This is a genomic window from Psychrobacter sp. I-STPA6b (assembly GCF_020662265.1).
Taxonomy (GTDB): Bacteria; Pseudomonadota; Gammaproteobacteria; order Pseudomonadales; family Moraxellaceae; genus Psychrobacter.
In genome coordinates this window covers 1-455 of the sequence record NZ_VEWM01000094.1, presented here as the reverse complement: position 1 = coordinate 455, position 455 = coordinate 1, and the positions used below count along the sequence as shown (strand labels likewise).

At 36.3% G+C, this 455-nt stretch carries 1 protein-coding gene; it reads right to left on the bottom strand.

Translation table 11 applies throughout. The features are described 5' to 3' along the window. Nucleotides 1–455: ATP-grasp domain-containing protein (locus FHK88_RS11765; protein WP_319800168.1), on the bottom strand; the 455-nt coding region annotated here is incomplete at both ends.

Below are 455 nucleotides of genomic sequence, written 5' to 3'. Positions count from 1 at the left end.
GTAGCTCTATTCAATAAAACAGAAACATAGAATTCAGAAGTTTCACTTTCACCAGGATAGTAAACATCTTCAGCTACTAAAACTTTGTTTACTTTTTTACCCTCAGCAGAAGTTTGAGGTGTAATCAATTGCATTCCGATGATTTGTCCTGCGATTTCTTCAACTTGTTGCAAGTTTTTAGCTAACTTAACTCCACCACCTTTTCCACGACCACCTGCGTGAATTTGTGCTTTTATTACATGCCATCCTGTTCCGGTTTCGGCAGTTAATTGTTTTGCAGCAGCTACAGCTTCAACTGCATTATTAGCCACAATTCCGCGTTGAATGCGTACTCCGTAACTTGCTAAAATTTCTTTTCCTTGATATTCGTGTATGTTCATAATATAGAATTTGTCTGGTTCTGAATTTATTTCAGAATAAAAGTGCGACAAAAGTAGCAAAATTGAACTTAAAAG